The organism is Candidatus Magnetaquiglobus chichijimensis, from assembly GCF_045865675.1.
Classification (GTDB): domain Bacteria; phylum Pseudomonadota; class Magnetococcia; order Magnetococcales; family Magnetaquicoccaceae; genus Magnetaquiglobus; species Magnetaquiglobus chichijimensis.
Genome location: NZ_BAAFGK010000001.1, coordinates 468,178 through 485,051, shown reverse-complemented (window position 1 = coordinate 485,051; position 16,874 = coordinate 468,178). Strand labels below are relative to the sequence as shown.

17 protein-coding genes are annotated in these 16,874 nt (G+C 62.3%); 11 read left to right on the top strand and 6 right to left on the bottom strand.

Annotated features, from left to right (window positions below; genetic code table 11):
* Positions 1-242: 242 nt before the first annotated feature.
* Both ACOY6C_RS01895 and ACOY6C_RS01890 read right to left on the bottom strand, forming a co-directional pair.
* Entirely contained in the window at positions 243-1,574 is a 1,332-nt protein-coding gene (locus ACOY6C_RS01895; protein WP_420903782.1) for a hypothetical protein, read from the bottom strand.
* Positions 1,571-2,008, bottom strand: coding sequence for a hypothetical protein (locus tag ACOY6C_RS01890; RefSeq protein ID WP_420903781.1), 438 nt, complete (start codon positions 2,006-2,008; stop codon positions 1,571-1,573). Before ACOY6C_RS01890 ends, ACOY6C_RS01895 begins: the two co-directional genes overlap by 4 nt.
* Before the next feature lie 222 nt (positions 2,009-2,230).
* On the opposite strand from ACOY6C_RS01890, the gene ACOY6C_RS01885 reads away from it, so the two are divergent.
* The 11 genes from ACOY6C_RS01885 to ACOY6C_RS01835 all read left to right on the top strand — a co-directional run bounded on the left by ACOY6C_RS01885 (position 2,231) and on the right by ACOY6C_RS01835 (position 11,880).
* Entirely contained in the window at positions 2,231-2,833 is a 603-nt protein-coding gene (locus ACOY6C_RS01885) for an L-threonylcarbamoyladenylate synthase (protein WP_420903780.1), read from the top strand.
* A gap of 132 nt (positions 2,834-2,965) precedes the next feature.
* The gene (locus tag ACOY6C_RS01880) at positions 2,966-4,798 is read left to right on the top strand and encodes an oxygen-binding di-iron domain-containing protein (RefSeq protein WP_420903779.1); all 1,833 of its coding nucleotides are present in this window, start codon (positions 2,966-2,968) and stop codon (positions 4,796-4,798) included.
* Positions 4,799-4,876: 78 nt separating this feature from the next.
* A complete protein-coding gene (locus ACOY6C_RS01875; protein WP_420903778.1) occupies positions 4,877-5,395 on the top strand; it encodes a cupin domain-containing protein in 519 nt (172 codons plus the stop codon).
* Positions 5,396-5,558: 163 nt separating this feature from the next.
* Positions 5,559-6,008 carry a hypothetical protein gene (locus tag ACOY6C_RS01870; protein ID WP_420903777.1) on the top strand — a complete coding sequence of 150 codons (450 nt, stop codon included), beginning with the start codon at positions 5,559-5,561 and terminating at the stop codon, positions 6,006-6,008.
* A 93-nt stretch (positions 6,009-6,101) separates the two neighbouring features.
* Positions 6,102-7,916 (top strand): translation elongation factor 4, encoded by a 1,815-nt coding sequence (lepA, locus tag ACOY6C_RS01865; RefSeq protein WP_420903776.1) that lies wholly within the window; start codon positions 6,102-6,104, stop codon positions 7,914-7,916.
* Between the two features lie 19 nt (positions 7,917-7,935).
* Complete coding sequence (lepB, locus tag ACOY6C_RS01860) at positions 7,936-8,811, top strand: signal peptidase I (protein ID WP_420903775.1); 876 nt, start codon at positions 7,936-7,938, stop codon at positions 8,809-8,811.
* Complete coding sequence (locus tag ACOY6C_RS01855) at positions 8,811-9,194, top strand: hypothetical protein (RefSeq protein ID WP_420903774.1); 384 nt, start codon at positions 8,811-8,813, stop codon at positions 9,192-9,194. Before lepB ends, ACOY6C_RS01855 begins: the two co-directional genes overlap by 1 nt.
* Positions 9,195-9,201: 7 nt before the next feature.
* The gene (gene rnc, locus ACOY6C_RS01850) at positions 9,202-9,975 is read left to right on the top strand and encodes a ribonuclease III (protein ID WP_420903773.1); all 774 of its coding nucleotides are present in this window, start codon (positions 9,202-9,204) and stop codon (positions 9,973-9,975) included.
* A complete protein-coding gene (gene era / locus ACOY6C_RS01845) occupies positions 9,972-10,952 on the top strand; it encodes a GTPase Era (RefSeq protein ID WP_420903772.1) in 981 nt (326 codons plus the stop codon). The genes rnc and era overlap by 4 nt, the downstream gene beginning before the upstream one ends.
* Positions 10,936-11,679, top strand: coding sequence for a DNA repair protein RecO (gene recO, locus ACOY6C_RS01840; RefSeq protein WP_420903771.1), 744 nt, complete (start codon positions 10,936-10,938; stop codon positions 11,677-11,679). Before era ends, recO begins: the two co-directional genes overlap by 17 nt.
* 33 nt (positions 11,680-11,712) lie before the next feature.
* Entirely contained in the window at positions 11,713-11,880 is a 168-nt protein-coding gene (locus ACOY6C_RS01835; RefSeq protein WP_420903815.1) for a Trm112 family protein, read from the top strand.
* Positions 11,881-12,113: 233 nt separating this feature from the next.
* Here the strand turns inward: ACOY6C_RS01835 and ahcY are convergent, their stop codons facing one another.
* The 4 genes from ahcY to ACOY6C_RS01815 all read right to left on the bottom strand — a co-directional run bounded on the left by ahcY (position 12,114) and on the right by ACOY6C_RS01815 (position 16,781).
* Positions 12,114-13,427 carry an adenosylhomocysteinase gene (gene ahcY / locus ACOY6C_RS01830; RefSeq protein ID WP_420903770.1) on the bottom strand — a complete coding sequence of 438 codons (1,314 nt, stop codon included), beginning with the start codon at positions 13,425-13,427 and terminating at the stop codon, positions 12,114-12,116.
* Positions 13,428-13,466: 39 nt separating this feature from the next.
* Entirely contained in the window at positions 13,467-14,633 is a 1,167-nt protein-coding gene (gene metK, locus ACOY6C_RS01825; RefSeq protein ID WP_420903769.1) for a methionine adenosyltransferase, read from the bottom strand.
* A gap of 208 nt (positions 14,634-14,841) precedes the next feature.
* Positions 14,842-16,212, bottom strand: coding sequence for a dipeptidase (locus ACOY6C_RS01820; RefSeq protein WP_420903768.1), 1,371 nt, complete (start codon positions 16,210-16,212; stop codon positions 14,842-14,844).
* 38 nt (positions 16,213-16,250) lie between these two features.
* A complete protein-coding gene (locus tag ACOY6C_RS01815) occupies positions 16,251-16,781 on the bottom strand; it encodes a SixA phosphatase family protein (RefSeq protein WP_420903767.1) in 531 nt (176 codons plus the stop codon).
* Positions 16,782-16,874 lie beyond the last annotated feature (93 nt).

Genomic DNA, 16,874 nt, shown 5'->3' with positions numbered 1-16,874 from the left:
AACTGACACGAATCCACGCTGGTAAAGAATCGGGAGCAAACCCGCAGTCCCGAATGTGATCCCTATGGAACCGTGCCATGCGATGCGGGCTGGAATGCGCAGACAACGCATCACCAAACGAAGACACGAATCCACGCTGGAAAGAATCGGGAGCAAACCCGCAGTCCCGAATGTGATCCCTATGGAACCGTGCCATGCGATGCGGGCTGGAAGACGGGGTGTTCTGATGGAACACCCCGATGTCATGCGAAGGAAAATGCGAGTCCGAAACGGTCGTGTGCCACCAGATCATGGTTGACCAGGGATGACTGGATCAACCGAGGGGAAACCGCAAAATGGTCGCCGGCCTCCTCAATGCGTTCTTCATCGGTCAGATCATCCCCCAGAAACGCCTGCACCGCCTGGATCGGCGCGAGAAATTCGGCAGCAAAGGCCCGCTGACTCTTCTGGCGCGCGGTTTTGGCCTCCGTGGACGGCAACCAGTGGTCGTGCGCCGAGGCCCACACCCAATCCCCCAGCCAACGCGCCAATTCAAACCGGCGACCCGTTGGAGATCTTCTCTGGAACAGGAAACGGACCCGATCACGCTCCCCTTCCCGAACGGCGACGCCCAAACGGGCGTCGTGCATCGGCGCCGTCTTTTCGTCGATCGCGGACTTCGGCATCTCCAGAATCGTCAACAACTGGTTGTCAGATACCGGTTGCAGATCCAATCCCAGCCAATCACGCATGTCACGGGCCAGGGATCGTCCCTGCTCCCACGGCTGCGCCAGGAAAACCGACAATGTCCGCCAACGATTCCCAAACCCGGCGGCGATGTTGCCGAAGCCACCTTCGACCCCGCGCTGTTCCGCGCACCGCATCACCCTTGCCAACCGCCCGACAGCATCGTGGCCCGCGCATGCGGCGGCAATCTCCGCCGTCGCCCCCGCGCCGATTCTTGGCTCAAGGTGTTTAAACTCTTCCAGCCAGGCATCCGGCCCTTCGTCGGGTTCAAACCCCAACAGGGCTTCAAGTTTCCGATATCCGGCCATTTCCGGGTCAGACCACTCGGCGGCAACCGCCCGCCACAACCTGTGCAACCCGGTATCGCGCAGGCCCAGACCATCCAACCGGGCAATCACGGTATCGATGAATGCCGAAACCCCGCGCATGAAATCTTCGACCGGCATGGATTCATGCAAGATGGACAGGTAGCGGATCGGCTCCCCGGAATCCCGAAGGGGGGGGGCACAGTGGACGGTGACCGACGCGCCATCGGTTTCGATGCGCATGGGTGGCCAGAGATAGCCATGTCCAGCCCCACTCAACTCATGGGCCATGCGCCATTCAACAGTTGGTCTGTCGGGTGTTGTTTCCCACCGCAATCGCCACCACGAGGCCGCCAGCCACATGGCCAGAGGATAGGTGGAGAGCATCACCTCCTCATGGACCGATCGTGACCAATCGTTATCGACACGGGTCGCAAGACGACCGTTGACGGTAATCCGCAAGAGCGCCGAAGTCTGCCGGATCTCCTCGCTGCCATGATAGGCAGTCTCCCATCTGGGATGGATGATAAAAGAGGAATTCATAGGCTTTTCCAACGTTTCAGGACATTTTGACGGAATGGATCACTCTCTGGCATCGGGTATCCGTGATAAATTCCGCAGTCCGGATTCTCCAGTTGAGCTTCCAACGCATTGCCCTGCGAATCGACCGCCCAGATGTTTTGTGGCCACGGGCCATGCCGGGCTTCGCTGATCAGTCCCCGACGTACCCCCTCCTGGAGCAGCTCGATTGCCACCTTGCGTGATACGATAGGAACCGAATCGCAGAGCGTCTTTCCCGGTCTGGGTTGACCCGGTGGCGTCAGGCCGAAATCACCTGGATTGCGTTTATGCTCGGGATTGCCGCCATAATGAATCTGCCGCGCCAAGTCCACGAGATTCTTTTTCTCGGGATCCGATACGGGAGGGGGAATCATCTTCCGTTTTGGATTGTATACGTCTGGGCGTCGTATTTTCATGGTTCCATTGTGATTGCGTCAGTTAATAATGATGGTAGCCAATCAGCCCATCCCGCGTCAAGCGCTTGGCCCATGCCGTGCATATTCCGTACCCATCAACCATGAACAGTCCAATTCGGAACAAGTCAAGAACTGTTCTACGCCGACCCGAACCAATCTTTACGCATCATGAATTACTTTTATTGATAGAAATATTCAACATCATTTCCAGAGTTCGCGCCCATGCTCCAAGCCGCCCTCACCGCCCTGCATCACGGACAGGTCATCGGCCTGCCCACGGAAACCCTGTTCGGGCTCGCCGCCGACCCCTGGAACCCCGCGGCCTTGGATCGACTGATCCGCCTGAAGGAACGTCCGATGGACAAAGGGTTTATCCTGTTGATCGATGAGACCATGGATCTGGATACCCTGCTGCGCCCGCCATCGCCGCTGGCTGTCAGACTGATGAAACAGTTCTGGCCCGGCCCCCTCACCCTGGTTCTGCCGGCCCGATCCGACCTGCCGCCGTTCCTGACCGGCGACAGCGGTTTTGTCGCCGTGCGCCACTCCCCATCCCCGATCGTCGGCGCACTGCTCGCAGCCTGGCACAAACCCCTCATCTCCACCAGCGCCAACCGCGCCGGCGGGGTGCCATCCGACACCGCGGAAGGGGTGCGCGCCATCTGGCCCGACGAAAAACTGGTGGTCCTGGATGGCCCGATCCGCCCGAATGCCCTCCCCTCCACCCTGCTGCGCGTCGATGGGGACCAGGCCACCCTGCTGCGCCCCGGCGCCATCCCTCTCGACCTGCTGCGATCGCACCTTCCCGACCTCGGCGGAGCATAAAAGCACCATTCCAACCCAGGGCTCAAAATCCCCGAAAAAAGCATTGCCGCACATCCGTGGACGTGGCACATTATAACGATGCAAGACAAGCGGTTCGCCAAATAAAAACCGTTACAAAATAAGAGTTGAAGCATGTCCGACGCATCGTTGAACAACCGGGTTTTTCCCTGCCGCGAACCCACCCCCGACGAACTCGAGCACGCCATCGAGGTCGCCCATCGCGTCTGGTGGGTCGGGCACCACTTCGCCGATGATCCGTTCCAGTGCCACCCCTATCTGATCGAACACGGCGATCAATCGGTGCTGCTCGATCCCGGCTCGGTGCTCACCTTCGACACCACACTCCGAAAAATCCGCGAGATCATCCCCCTGGAGTCGATCCGCTATTTCATCTGCCACCACCAGGACCCGGATATCACCGGCATCCTGCCCTCTCTGGATCCGCTGATCACCCGCCCGGATGCGGTGGTGTTGAGCCATTGGCGCACCAACGCCCTGCTCAAACACCTGGGACTCAAAAAACTGCCGCTCGTCTGCGTCGAGGATCACCGCTGGGAACTGGATCTGGGCGGACGACGCCTGCAATTCCTCTTCACTCCCTACCTGCACTTCAGCGGCGCCTTCTGCACCTTCGATCAAGCCACCGGAACCCTTTTCTCCAGCGACCTGTTCGGCGGGCTCTCCAAGGATACGCCTCTGTTCGCCCAGGACGAACGGGCCTTCGAGGCGATCCAGTTCTTTCACGAACACTATATGCCCAGCCAGGAGATCCTGCGCCACGGTCTGACGAACATGGAGTCCCTGCCCATCCGTCTGATCGCGCCGCAACACGGCTCGCTGATTCCGGAACATCTGGTGCGTTTCATGTTCGACCGGTTGAAAAGCCTCGACTGCGGACTGTTCCTGCTCACGCGCACCAACTCCGACTACCGACGCCTGTCGGGTTTGAACCACATGCTGCGCGAAATGATGCAAACCCTGATGGTGCAACGGGATTTCAGTGCCGTGGCCGCCCGGATTCTCGAATTGGCCAAGCCGTTGATCCCGGTGACGGATCTGGAGTTCTTCGCCGCCACCGAGTCCGGCGACACCCTGCATCTGGCGCCGGAAAGCGGATTTCGCGGCACCATCGCCCAGGCACCGGCGGCGTGTCGCGCCTTTCTCGGCATGCGGCGCGACCACTGGCAGCGCGACCAGGCCGGCCCCTATCTGATCGTCCCCTACACCGGCGAAACGCGCCAGCCCAACGGCGACCCCATCCGGATGATGCTGATCCTGCCGCTCTTCTCCCCCCAGAACGACACGGTGCAGGCCGTGGTGTTGTTCCGTCTGCGCGAGAATCTCGACGTGGACGAGGAGATGGCCCATATCCTCACCCAGTTGAGCATCCCCCTCGGCGTGGCCGTGGAACGGGAGATCATCTTCCGCGTCATGGACATGGAGCAGAAAAAATCCTACGAACGGTCGATCCGCGACCCCCTGACCAATCTCTACACCCGCTACTACATGCAGGAGGCCGTAGCGCGCCTGTGTCGCATCCACGACCGCGACGCCCATGCCTCGATCACGGTCCTGGCTTTTGATATCGATCACTTCAAGTCGGTCAACGACACCTATGGTCACGCCATGGGGGATGTGACGCTACGCACCGTGGCGCACATCATTGCCGACAGCATCCGCGGAGTGGATATTCCGGTGCGTCTCGGAGGCGAGGAGTTTCTGCTGTTTCTGATCGGCAGCCCCCAGCATGTACCCCCGGCAGTGGCCAACCGCATCCTCCGGAGGGTGGAGAGTCAGAAATTCGAGTCGCCCATGCACGAACGGGTGGTGACCATCAGTTGCGGCATCAGCTACCGGGAGATCAACGAGCCGATCGACAAGACCATCGAACGGGCGGATCTGGCGTTGTATCAGGCCAAGAGCACGGGGCGCAACAAGGTGGTGATCCATCCGGGACATGCCTGACCTGATGACCCCCTTTGTTTGACTGTTTTCCAGTCATCTCAATCAAATCTCAGCCATCCTCCACATTCGGAGATCGCCATGACAGCGCCCATTCTGAATATCGCCGACATTCAACTCTTGCCTCGTCCCGCCGCGTTCGCTGCAACCGGAGCCAGTGCCGAACGCTTCGACGCCCATACGGGTCTGATCAGCGCACGAATCGGCGCACAAAAGCTTGGTTACAATCTTACCGCCGTACCACCAGGCAAGCGTGCCTTTCCGTTTCACAATCATCTGGTCAACGAAGAGATGGCCTATGTGATTCAAGGAAGTGGCGAAGTGCGCATCGGTGATCAGGTCTACCCGATCCGCACAGGCGATATCATCGCTTTTCCGTCCGGTGGAGCTCAATCCGCTCACCAGATCATCAACACCGGCACAGAGGAGCTACGTTACCTCGCTGTCTCCACCATCCTGTCACCGGAGATCGCCGAATATCCCGATTCCGGAAAATTCGGCATCCTGGCGAACAAACCAGCCGGTATCGATGGTCAACCCAAGCGTATGATGTTTGTGGGCCGCGAAAACAGCTCCCTCGGTTACTGGGACGGTGAATGAACTTGCCGTGGCCATACACCCAAATTCAAACCATGGGTTACGCCACCAAAGACACAACCAATCCAATCAAGCTGGCACGGCTTTTGAATGTAAAGAAATGCATCGGCGCGTGGGTTCCATCGAACCCGCGCAAACCACCCATTCGTAACCGGGAGAACCGTGCATGACCGTTCGCCGCCTGGAAAAGAGCGACAAGAGCGTAGCCCTCGCATCCATCGCCAAGGCAAAACCTGCCTCGACCGGGGTGGAGGGGGTAAATTTTTCCCGCTCCCTGGCTGCCGCCGCCGGCATGCAGGAGGCCATGCCGATTCTCTCCACCCGTTCGGTCTCCTCCAACGGGGAACGGGCTCCCACCCCCTATCAACGCCGCGAGCAGCTCGAGCAGATGGGCGAACTCCTCGACACCCTCGAGGCCCTGGGACGCGATCTGCTCAACGACGAGGTGCCCCTCGAGTCCGACGATACCCGCCAACGGCTGCAAGAGACCCGCGATCAGGCCCTCCATTCCCTCTCCACGGCCCCTGAAAACGGCTCGGAACGCGAATTGCTGCATCGAACCGCTGTTTTGGCAACGGTGGAGCTGGCGAAATCCGATCGGGGAGATTATAAATAGAGTCGCGACCCCTGACCTTGGAGGGAATCGCGACCCGCCTGCCTTAAATCAGCGGGTTGTCCAGTGGCATCTTCTACCTGGCCGTGCCTGCTCATGTCTTTGGATCTGATTCGCAACTTTTCCATCATTGCCCACATCGACCATGGAAAAAGTACCCTGGCCGACCGGCTGATCGAAGTCACCGGCGCCATGGATGCCCGTGAAATGACCTCCCAGGTGCTCGACAGCATGGACCTGGAGCGGGAACGGGGCATCACCATCAAAGCCCAGTCCATGCGGTTGAACTACCGCGCCAAGGACGGCAAGACCTACATCTTCAATTTCATCGACACCCCCGGCCATGTGGACTTCTCCTACGAGGTGTCCCGATCGCTCTCGGCCTGCGAGGGGGTGCTGCTGGTCGTGGATGCCGCCCAGGGGGTCGAGGCACAGACTCTCGCCAACGTCTACATGGCCCTCGAACACGATCTGGCGGTGATCCCGGTCTTGAACAAGATCGACCTCCCCTCCGCCGACCCCGAAGGGGTGCGCAAACAGATCGAGGATGTCATCGGTCTGGATGCCCAGGATGCCATTCTCGCCTCGGCCAAGAGCGGCATCGGCATTCCCGACATCCTGGAAGCGGTCACCACCCGCATTCCACCCCCCAAGGGGGATCCCAACGCCCCGTTGAAGGCGCTGATCGTCGATTCCTGGTACGACAACTTCCTGGGCGTGGTCTCCCTGGTGCGCATCGTCGATGGCCGCCTCTCCACCGAGAACGCCACCCGCACCCGCAAGATCCGCCTGATGAGCACCGGCATGGAGTACCCGCTCGACAAGATCGGCATCTTCACCCCGCGCCTCACCGAAACCGCCACCTTGTCCGCAGGCGAGGTGGGTTGGGTGGTGGCCGGCATCAAGGAGGTGTCGATGGCGCGGGTCGGGGATACCATCACCGATGCCGCTCGCCCGGCGGAAGAGCTGTTGCCCGGCTTCAAGGAGATCAAACCCCTGGTCTTCGCCGGTCTCTACCCCACCATCTCTTCGGATTACGTGCTCTTGAAGGAGTCCCTGGAGAAACTCTCCCTGAACGACTCCTCGATCGTCTTCGAAACCGAAAGCTCGCCGGCCCTGGGATTCGGCATGCGCTGCGGATTTCTGGGCATGCTGCATATGGAGATCGTCCAGGAGCGGTTGGAGCGGGAGTTCGACCTGGATCTGGTCACCACCGCCCCCACGGTGGTCTATCGCGCCCATCTCACCGATGGCACGGTCGAGGAGGTCCACAACCCCTCGGCCCTGCCGCCGGCCAACAAGCTCGATCACCTGGAAGAACCCTTCATCCTCGCCTCGATCCTCACCCCGCCCGAGTTCGTCGGGCCTTTGCTGCAACTGTGCAACGACCGCCGCGGGATACAGCGCGACCTCCATTACGTCTCGGATACCCGTGCCATGTTGCGCTACGAGATGCCGATGAACGAAGTCGCGCTCGACTTCTTCGACCGGCTCAAATCGGTGTCGCGGGGCTACGCCTCCCTGGATTACGAGTTTCTGGAGTACCGCCCCGGCGAACTGGTCAAACTCGACATCCTCATCAATGGCGAACCGGTCGATGCGCTCTCGGTGATCGTGCATCGCGACAAAAGCATGACCCGTGGTCGCGACCTGGTGAAGAAAATGCGCGAACTGATCCACCGCCAGATGTTCGAGGTGGCCATCCAGGCGGCCATCGGCGCCAAGGTGGTGGCGCGCGAGACCGTGCAGGCGCTGCGCAAGAACGTCACCGCCAAATGCTACGGCGGCGACATCACCCGCAAGCGCAAACTCCTGGAAAAACAAAAGGCAGGCAAAAAACGGATGAAACAGATCGGACGCGTGGAGATCCCCCAGGAGGCGTTCCTGGCGGTCCTCAAGGTCGATGAATAGGTAAGGAGGGCGGGAGAAGGTGGTCAATCCACAACTGGTGTGGCGCCGGAGACATCTTTGGCATGGGGTGTTGTTCGTGATCGCCGCCATTCTGGTGTTCGGCAACGCGGTCTCGATGGGCATCTTCTCCATGCCCGAAGCCTCGCGCTCCTGGGCGCCGCTGATCGCCGGCGTCCTGTTGGTCATCGGGCTCTTCCTGCTCGTCAAGGGCGAGGCCTTCCTGGAAGGAGGAAGCGCCGCCGCGGAGTACTACGAGGCGATCGCCATGGCCGTCGCCATCGCCTTCATGGTGCGCACCTTCCTGATCGAACCCTTCAAGATCCCCTCGGGCTCGATGATCCCCACCCTGCTGGTCGGCGACTATCTGTTCGTCAACAAGTTCGCCTACGGCTACCGCCTCCCCTACACCAACCAGCGCATCTTCATGTCCGGAGATCCGGAGCGTGGCGAAATCGCGGTGTTCGAATACCCCAAGGATCCCACCAAGGACTACATCAAGCGGATCATCGGCCTGCCCGGCGACAAGATCGCCTATCGGGAGAAACGGGTCTTCGTCAACGGACAGCTCATCGCCCAGCAGGTGGATGGCACCTTCACCTACATCAACGAGTTCGAACAGAAGGTCGAATCGCAACGGCTGATCGAGCAACTCGGCAACCATCCCCATCCGATCCTGGTGCGGCCCATGGCCGGCATGGAACCACCCCTGGAACTCGTGGTGCCACCGGATCACTACTTCGTGGTGGGAGACAACCGCGACAACAGCAACGACAGCCGCTACTGGGGCTTTGTGCCCAAACATCGCCTGGTGGGTCGGGCGGTGGCGATGTTCTGGTCGTGGGACCGATACGAGGGCAAGCCACGCTGGGAGCGCATCGGACAGGTGATCCGCTGATGCTCCCCGGCATGCCAACCAGGCCGGGCGAATCGGGAGGCGCATGGCTGACGCTGATGGTGATCTGCGTGCTGGTGATCGTGGGATCGGCCTTGACCATGGGGATCGGTTCGGCGGTGTACGATCACTATCTGCTGCGCGATCTGGCCAACCGGGTGGTCAAGGAGTACGCCAGACTGCCCCTCGATGAGGTCAAACGGCGCGTGCGTCACGAAATCGACCAGTCCCGATTGCCGGAGGAGGCTTTCAAAGTGACCAAAACCCTGTCCGGCTATCGGGTCGAGGTGGCGCAGACCATTCCCTTGAGCCTGGTGTTCGGGGGCGCGCAACTCCATGTGCCCGGCCATGGCGCCTGGACCTGGACCTATCGGACCGAAACGTGACGCTGCCATGAATCGTGACGAATTCGACACCGACGCCCTGACGGCCTGGTTTGCCGCGCACTTCGATTACACCTTCAACGATCCGGGCATGTTGCGTCTGGCGTTGACCCACCGTTCCGTGGCCCAGGACGACCCCGGGGATGCCGCCCCCCATGGCGCCCACGAGGAGGAGTGGCCACTGCGCCACAACGAACGGTTGGAGTTTCTGGGCGACGCGGTGTTGGATCTGGCGGTGTCGCGGCTGCTGTTCCACCGTTTTCCCGACTCTCCGGAGGGGGAGCTTTCCCATTGGCGTGCCGCGCTGGTCAACACCCGCGCCTTGGGTCAGGTGGGCCGGGAGATGGGACTGGGAACCCGGCTGCGGCTGGGTCGCGGCGAGGATCTGAGCGGCGGACGGGATAAACCCTCCATTCTCGGCAACTCCATCGAAGCCCTGTTTGGCGCGGTCTTTCTGGATGGGGGCTGGCCCGGCGCCGAACGCATGGCCACCAGGGTGTTCGCGCCGCGCATGGAGCGTTTTTCACCGGGCGGGGAGTTGAAGGATTTCAAGACCGCCTTGCAAGAGCGGTTGCAGGGCATGGCCCGTCCCCTGCCCCGTTATGCGCTGCTCAACGTCTCCGGCCCGCCGCACCAACGTCACTTTCAGGTGGCCTGTCGGGTGGATGAGGGAATCGTGGGACGCGGCGATGGACCCAGCAAACGCCGCGCCGAGCAGGAAGCGGCCCGTCATGCCATGGAGCTGATGGAGCGGATCGACATGCGTGAGGAGAACGCGGAGTGAACGGTTCATCGGCGGAAACGCCCGACAACAGATCCAAACAACCCGGCGAGTTCCGTTCCGGCTACATCGCCATCGCCGGTCGTCCGAACACCGGCAAATCCACCTTCTTGAACCGCGTGCTCGGACGCAAGGCGGCCATCGTCACCCCCAAGGCGCAGACCACCCGTGGTCGTGTGCTCGGAGTGTACGAACGCCAGGGGGCGCAGCTGATCTTTCTGGATACGCCGGGCATCCACGATCCGGGACGGGTGCTGCTCAATCAGGTGATGGTGCGCACCGCCTTCGAGGCGTGTCGCGAAGCCGATGTCACCCTCTACTTCGTCGAGGCCACCTCCGGGTTGACCGACGAGGATCGGGAGATCCTCAACCGTCTCGGCGAGGCTCCCATCATCCTGGTCTTCAACAAGGTCGATCGCACCCCGAACAGCCGCCTGATGGAAAAGGTGTCCGCCACCTCGGAGCTGGCCGGCGGACGCATCGCCGAGGTGGTGCCGATCTCGGCCCTGACCGGACGCAACGTCGAACGTCTGCTGGATCTGCTGGTCCGGTTCCTGCCCGAGGGACCGCGCTATTTCCCGGAGGGGCAGTGGACCGATCAGCCGGAGAGTTTCATCATCGCCGAAGTGATCCGCGAAAAGCTCTTCATGCTGTTGCGCCAGGAACTCCCCTATGCCCTGGCGGTACGGGTGGTGCTGTGGGAGCAGCGTCCCCCGCCCTCGGAGGTGCGCGATCTGGAGGCCCACATCCTGGTGGCGCGCGAGTCCCAGAAAGGGATCGTCATCGGTCACCGCGGCGAACTGCTCAAACGGGTCGGCGCCCAGGCGCGCAAGGAGTTGGAGCACCAGTTCGACTGTCCGATCTTCATGCGTCTTCAGGTGCGCGTCGAACGGGAGTGGAGCGCGGACGCACGCATTCTGGCCGCTCTGGGCTATGTGCATCCGGAAGAGGACGAGGAGCCGGATGCGGATCTCGGATAGGGCCCTGGCGTTGCGGCGGGTGCCGTTTCGCGACGACTCATGGATCGTGACGCTTCTGACCCCGAATCACGGGGTGGTCGCCGCCATGGCGCGCGGTGCGCGTCTGGGGGGACGGGATGGCATGCGTGCCGCCTTGACCGGCTTTCACGGTCTGTCGATCGAGATCCGTGCCCGCGCGCCGGATGCTCTCGGCAGTCTGGTCCGCGCGGAGATCTTCGAGCCGCGCTATCGTCTTCCGTTCCTGCCCGAGGCTTCGTCTGCCGGCCAGTTGCTGCTCGAGGCGATACACCGTCTGGAGATGCCTTATGACGCGCGGGATGGCGCGATCTTCCACTGCGTGGATGGAGCCCTGGCGGCGCTGGAGAGCGGTGCCGATCCTCTGGCCGTGGCCGCGGGGAGCATCAGCCGTCTGCTGGGGTTGTTCGGGCATGGTTGGCGGGCCGGGGACTGTGTGGGGTGCGGCACCCGGACGCGGTTGCGTTTCGTGTCGGTGAAACGGGGTGGCGCGGTTTGCGAGGCGTGCGGCGCCCCCTATGCGGATCGTCTGCCCAGGGCCGGGGATGCGGTGTTGGCGGCCATGGCCGATCGTTCCTGGCCACCGCGTTTGAGCGGTTTGTCCCACGAGGAGATGTTTTTTTTCTACCAGTTGGGCCTGGAGGCGTTGAATCGCATCGGACCTAGGCCGATGAGCGCGGATGCGTCGTTCAGACAGTTGGTCCGTGTGTGAGGGGTTTCTGGTTTTTCAAGGAGAGGGAACATGATCGACAAGGCGTTGTTGGAAATTCTCGTCTGTCCGCAGTGCAAGGGGGGGTTGGAGTATGACGCCAAGGCGGATGAACTGATCTGCCGGGTCGATCGTCTGGCCTATCCGATCCGCGACGAGATCCCGGTGATGTTGGTGGATGAGGCACGCAACGTGGAGGAGTGACAAAACTGGCGGGGTCCAGGAACCCATGGCCCCTGGTGGGGTTCGGGGCGAAGCCCCGAAGAGGCGTCAAACCCGGCAGCGTCCAGGGGCCCGTGGCCCCTGGACGTTTTTTTTTGAAGACCGCAGGGGTTCTGAATGGTTGCCATGGAACCCGGCAAAGTCCCGGAGGCTCTGCCTCCGGACCTCCGCCGGGGGCGATCGGCCCCCGATCCCCCCGTGATGACCTGGCTCTTTCAGTACCGATACGGCCCCGGCTTGTAAGGCCCATCCACCGACACGCCGATGTAGGCCGACTGCTTGTCGGAGAGCACCGTGAGTTTCACGCCCAGTTTGCCCAGATGCAGACGGGCCACCTTCTCGTCGAGCTTCTTGGGCAACACATACACGCCGATCGGATACTTGCCGGGATTGTTCCACAACTCGATCTGCGCCATCACCTGGTTGGTGAAGGAGTTGGACATCACGAAACTGGCGTGACCCGTGGCGCAACCCAGATTGACCAGCCGCCCCTCGGCCAGCAGGATCAACCGCTTGCCGTCCGGGAAGATCACATGATCCACCTGGGGTTTGATGTTCTCCCAGGTCAGGGAGCGCAGCGAGGCGACATCGATCTCGGAGTCGAAATGACCGATGTTGCAGACGATCGCCTGATCGGGCATCTGGTCCATGTGGGCGCGGGTGATCACATCCACGTTGCCGGTGGCGGTGACGAAGATGTTGCCGATCGGCGCGGCATCCTCCATGGTCACCACCCGATACCCCTCCATGGCGGCCTGCAACGCGCAGATGGGATCGATCTCGGTGATCCACACCGTGGCGCCCATGCCGCGGAACGCCTGGGCACACCCCTTGCCCACATCGCCATATCCGCACACCACGGCGATCTTGCCGGCCACCATCACGTCCGTGGCACGCTTGATGCCGTCGATCAGCGACTCGCGACAGCCGTAGAGATTGTCGAACTTGGACTTGGTGACCGAATCGTTGACATTGAAAGCCGGAACCTTGAGGAGGCCGGCGGCCATCATCTCCTGCAAGCGATGAACGCCGGTGGTGGTCTCCTCGGAGATGCCACGGATCCCGGCCATCAACGCCGCGTGCTCCGGACGGTGCAGCACCAGGGTCAGATCGCCGCCGTCATCGAGGATCATGTTGGGAAGCCAGCCATCGGGACCGAAGATGGTCTGGTCGATGCACCACCAGAACTCCTCCTCGGTTTCGCCCTTCCAGGCGAAGACCGGAATGCCGGCAGCGGCGATTGCCGAGGCGGCGTGATCCTGGGTGGAAAAGATGTTGCACGACGACCAGCGCACCGAGGCGCCCAGGTCCACCAGGGTCTCGATCAGGACCGCGGTCTGGATGGTCATGTGCAGACAGCCGGCGATGCGCGCGCCAGCCAGGGGTTTTTGTCCCTGGTATTCGCGCCGCAGGGCCATCAGGCCGGGCATTTCGGTTTCGGCGATGGCGATCTCCTTGCGGCCCCACTCGGCCAGACCGATGTCGGCCACGCGGTAATCACGGAAATCGGAAGGGTTGGCAGCAGTCATGTTTCGTCTCGTTTCAGGGTTCGTAAAGGTTCCGTGAGTTCAAATACCGGCGGCGGCGCGCAGCGCATCCACCTTGTCGGCGCGCTCCCAGGTAAACTCCGGCAGTTCGCGTCCGAAGTGACCATAGGCCGCGGTCTTGGCATAGATGGGACGCAGCAGATTCAACTGCCGGGTGATCGCCTTGGGACGCAGATCAAAGGTGTCGGCCACGATCTGCTCGATGCGGCCATCCGGAATCCGCCCGGTGCCGAAGGTATCGACCATCAGCGAGACCGGTTTGGAAAGGCCGATGGCATAGGCCACCTGGATCTCGCAACGCCGGGCCAGACCGGCAGCGACGATGTTCTTGGCCACGTAACGGCCCATGTAGGCCGAGGAGCGATCCACCTTGGAAGGATCCTTGCCCGAGAAGGCGCCGCCGCCATGACGTCCGGCCCCGCCGTAAGTATCGACGATGATCTTGCGACCCGTGACCCCGCAGTCGCCGACCGGTCCGCCGATCACGAACCGACCGGTGGGATTGACGTGGTAGACCACCTTCGGGCTGAGCAGTTCCGCCGGGATCACCGGCTTGATGATCTCCTCGATCACCGCCTCGCGCAACGCCTCGTAGGCGATGTCCGGGTCGTGCTGGGTGGAGACCACCACCGCCTCGACCCCTGTCGGGCGACCGTTCTCGTAGCGCACCGTCACCTGGGATTTGGCATCCGGACGCAGCCAGCGGAGCTGACCGGACTTGCGAACCTGGGACTGACGCTCCATGAGCCGATGGGCATAATGGATCGGCATGGGCATCAGGGCCGGGGTTTCGTCGCAGGCATAGCCGAACATCAGGCCCTGATCGCCGGCGCCTTGATCCAGATCGATCCCCTCGCCCTCGTTGACCCCCTGGGCGATGTCCGAGGACTGTTTGTCCAGGGAGACCAGCACCGCGCAGGAGGCGTAATCGAATCCCATCTCCGAGGAGTTGTAGCCGATCTCGCGAATCGCCTCGCGCGCCACGGTCGGATAGTCGATGACCGCGCGGGTGGTGATTTCGCCGGCCACCACCACCATGCCGGTGGTCACCAGGGTTTCGCAGGCCACGCGACTCAAGGGTTCCTGGGCCAGAATGGCATCCAGCACGCCATCGGAGATCCGATCGGCCATTTTGTCCGGGTGTCCCTCGGAGACCGACTCCGATGAGAAGAGAAACGTTCGCTCCATGCCATGCAACTCCAGATTGGTCAAAGGGAGGGGGATGCCGCCGGGATGCGCCTCGACGGGCCCGCAAGGAAACCGATTAAAAAAATGAAGGATACTCGATTCTCGTGTGTCGAACAACCTAAAAATACAGAGGTTGGGATCCCCGGAAGCCTGAAAAGGCGGCGTCCGCACGCCTTGGACGACGACCGGGCGCGCCACGCGCGGGGAGTCACCCCAACGACAACTGTTGGAAAAACCGGACCAGGCTTTCGGTCCCCACATGGAAGGAGGGCAGATGGAGATTTTCGTTCGGCGCATGCGGGCAGGCATCCGGCAGTGAAAACCCCACCAGGAGGGTCTTGATGGCCAGGAGTCGTTCGAAATCGGCCACCACGGGGATGGTCGCCCCTTCGCCGATGATCAGCGGTTCGCGACCGAAGGCCTCGGAAAGAGCGCGGCGCGCCGCCTGGACCGCCGGCAGTTCCGGATCGAGCCGCCAGGGGAGTCCGCCGCCCGGCTTGGGAAAGAGTTCGAGGCGCACCCCCGGCGGGGTCACGGCGCGCAGATGGGCCATCACCCGCTCCAGGGCCCGCTCCGGGGTCTGGTCCGGGACCAGGCGCATGGAGAGTTTGGCGTGGGCGCGGGCCGGCAGGACCGTTTTGGATCCCGGTCCCATGTAACCGCCCCACAGGCCGTTAATCTCGATGGTCGGACGGTACCAGAGGCGCTCCAGGGTCGAATAGCCCGCCTCGCCCGCACCCGACTCCAGGTCGATCGCGTTGAAGAAGGCCGACTCCTCGAAGGGAATTTCGACCACGCGGGCCCGTTCGACAGGGGTCGGGGGGCGCACGTCGTCGAGATATCCCGGCACCCGGATCACGCCCCGTTCGTCCTTCAAGGTGGCGAGCATGCGCGCCAGCGCCTCCAGAGGATTGGCCACCGCACCGCCGAAGCTGCCGGAATGGAGATCGCGTCCCGGCCCGCTCACCTCGATCTCAAGGGCCGCCAGACCACGCAACCCGGCGGTGATCGCCGGAATCCCCTCGGCCCACTGGCAGGTGTCGGAAACAACCGCCAGATCGGCGCGCAACAACTCCCGGTTGGCCACCAGAAAACCGGGCAGGTTCGGACTGCCGATCTCCTCCTCTCCCTCGATCAGGAACACCACGTTGATCGGCAGATTGCCGGTGACCGCCAGCGTCGCGGCCACGGCCTGCATGTGCATCAGGATCTGTCCCTTGTCGTCGGCGCTGCCGCGGGCGAAGATCCGGTCGTCGCGCACCACGGGATCGAAAGGGCCGGCCTCCCACAATGCCAGCGGATCGACCGGCTGCACGTCGTAGTGGCCGTAGATCAACAGGGTCGGCGCATCCGGCGCGCGCCGCCAACTGGCGGTGACGATCGGATGGCCGGCGGTCGGATGGATGGTCACCCCGTCCAGGCCGGCCTCGCGCAGGAAATCGGCGCACCAGGCGGCACCGCTCCGCATGTCCGGCTGGTTTTCGGGATGGCTGGAGATCGACGGGATCCGCAACCAGTCGATGAGCTGGTTCAGACGCTCCGTCCCGGTGGCGCGCAGATGTTCGAGGATGGTCCGCATGCCTGGGAGATCCGCTTCGCGGGCGAACGGGATGCCCGTCATTCGGCCAGCTGACGCGGCGAGATCAGATTGACGAGGGTGGCGCATCCGGGGGTGAGATGCGACCAGTCGTTGGGAAGCTCCAGATGGGCGATGGTGGCGGTTTTGATCGCCCCGGCCTCGCCCCCTTCTTCCACGCCGGAAAGCTCCATGGCGTGATTCACCAGATAGTCGAAGAGCATCTCCAGGCCCGGATTGTGGCCGACGATCATGGCGGTCCCGGTCTGTTTGGGAAGTTCGGCCAAGACCTCGAGCAACTCTTCGGTGCCGGCGCCATAGATGCGCGCATCCCACAGCACCGCCTTTTTCTTGATGTCGAGCACCTTGCACACTTCGAGGATGGTCTGCTTGGCGCGCAGGGCGGGCGAGCTGAGGATGCTGTCGGGGATCAGACCGTGATCCGACAACCATTGACCCATGCGGGGGGCGTCCTGCAGGCCGCGCTTGGCCAGGGGGCGTTCGAAATCCGAGGCCGCATCCGTGTCCCAGGCCGATTTCGCGTGGCGCATGATGATCAGTTGACGTTTCATGGCGGGGATATCCCATGCCCGATGGTGATAAAAAGGGAGAGTTACAGAATAAACGCCGATTTATCACCTGTCAAGACCAGGAAATCCACCCAC